Genomic DNA, 1,593 nt, shown 5'->3' on the forward strand with positions numbered 1-1,593 from the left:
CAAGAACCTGCAGCTGGCGCTCGGCTTCAGCCACGACGTCGTCTACCAGACGCCGGAAGGCATCACGATTGCTGTTCCGAAGCCGACCGAAATCATCGTGTCCGGCATCAACAAGCAGCAGGTCGGCCAGGTTGCCGCGGAAATCCGCGAATACCGCGGCCCCGAGCCCTACAAGGGCAAGGGCGTCAAGTATGCCGAAGAGCGGATTGTCCGCAAAGAAGGCAAGAAGAAGTAAGGAACACGCGAAATGGCTAGCAGGAAAGATACTCTTGTGCGTCGCGCCAACCGCGTGCGCCGTCAAATCAAGGCGGTCGCCAATGGCCGTCCGCGCCTGTCGGTTCATCGCTCGTCGAAGAACATCTACGTACAGGTTATCGATGACGTTGCCGGCAAGACGCTCGCGTCTGCCTCCACGCTCGATACCGATCTGCGTTCGTCGCTGAAGACGGGCGCTGACACGGCAGCTGCTGCTGCCGTCGGCAAGCTCATCGCTGAGCGTGCTGCAAAGGCCGGCGTCAAGGACGTTGTCTTTGATCGTGGCGCCTTCATCTATCACGGCCGCATCAAGGCTTTGGCCGATGCCGCACGTGAAGGTGGTCTGAACTTCTGATCAGTCGCCAGGCAGGCTTTGCGCCTGCCTGGCACTCTCATAGGTTTCCGGTCGCATCCGATCCATCGGACGGGGGCGACTTTTGTCAATCTGCCGATTGCACCCGGAAAAGAAAAAGGAAAAGGACAATGGCACAGGAAAGAAAGGGTTCTCGCGAAGATCGCCAGAACCGCGAAGAGCGCGACAGCGAATTCGTCGATAAGCTCGTAGCAATCAACCGCGTCGCCAAGGTGGTGAAGGGCGGCCGTCGTTTCGGTTTCGCTGCTCTCGTCGTCGTTGGTGACCAGAAGGGCCGCGTCGGCTTCGGTCATGGTAAGGCACGCGAAGTGCCGGAAGCCATCCGCAAGGCGACTGAAGCTGCCAAGCGCGACCTCATTTTCGTCCCGCTGCGTGGTGGTCGTACCCTGCATCACGACGTTCATGGCCGTCACGGCGCCGGCAAGGTGCTGCTGCGTTCGGCCAAGGCCGGTACCGGTATCATCGCCGGTGGCCCGATGCGCGCCGTCTTCGAAACACTCGGCGTTCATGACGTCGTTGCCAAGTCGACCGGTTCGTCGAACCCCTACAACATGGTTCGCGCAACGTTCGACGCCCTCAAGAACCAGATGCACCCGAAGGACATCGCAGCTCAGCGCGGCATGAAGTACGCCACGCTCCAGGCTCGTCGTGCTGCCTCCGGCGCTGCTTCCGAAGAATAAGGGAGCTGACAGATGGCTAAAAAAGAAGTTGCCAAGAAGACGGTTACTGTCGAGCAGATCGGTAGCCCCATTCGCCGCCCGGCCTCGCAGCGTCAGACGCTCATCGGCCTGGGCCTCAACAAGATGCACCGGGTTCGCACGCTCGAAGACACTCCGTCTGTTCGCGGCATGATCCGGACCGTCCAGCACCTCGTTCGCGTCGTCGACGAGAAGTGAGGGGGATAAGCTCATGAAACTGAATGAAATCAAGGACAACGAAGGCTCGACCCACAGCCGCAAGCGTCT

4 protein-coding genes are annotated in these 1,593 nt (G+C 60.1%); all 4 read left to right on the plus strand.

Annotated features, from left to right (window positions below):
• Window positions 1-235, plus strand: a 235-nt coding sequence (locus VGO12_RS01375) for a 50S ribosomal protein L6 (protein ID WP_327494276.1), incomplete at its 5' end; no start/stop codon positions are given.
• Window positions 236-247: 12 nt separating this feature from the next.
• Window positions 248-610, plus strand: coding sequence for a 50S ribosomal protein L18 (gene rplR, locus VGO12_RS01380; RefSeq protein ID WP_034795567.1), 363 nt, complete (start codon window positions 248-250; stop codon window positions 608-610).
• A gap of 128 nt (window positions 611-738) precedes the next feature.
• Window positions 739-1,308, plus strand: coding sequence for a 30S ribosomal protein S5 (rpsE, locus tag VGO12_RS01385; RefSeq protein WP_043623386.1), 570 nt, complete (start codon window positions 739-741; stop codon window positions 1,306-1,308).
• A gap of 12 nt (window positions 1,309-1,320) precedes the next feature.
• Entirely contained in the window at window positions 1,321-1,524 is a 204-nt protein-coding gene (gene rpmD / locus VGO12_RS01390) for a 50S ribosomal protein L30 (protein WP_077961502.1), read from the plus strand.
• Window positions 1,525-1,593: the final 69 nt, after the last annotated feature.

This window comes from Ensifer sp., from assembly GCF_035999135.1.
In the GTDB taxonomy this organism is placed as follows: domain Bacteria; phylum Pseudomonadota; class Alphaproteobacteria; order Rhizobiales; family Rhizobiaceae; genus Ensifer.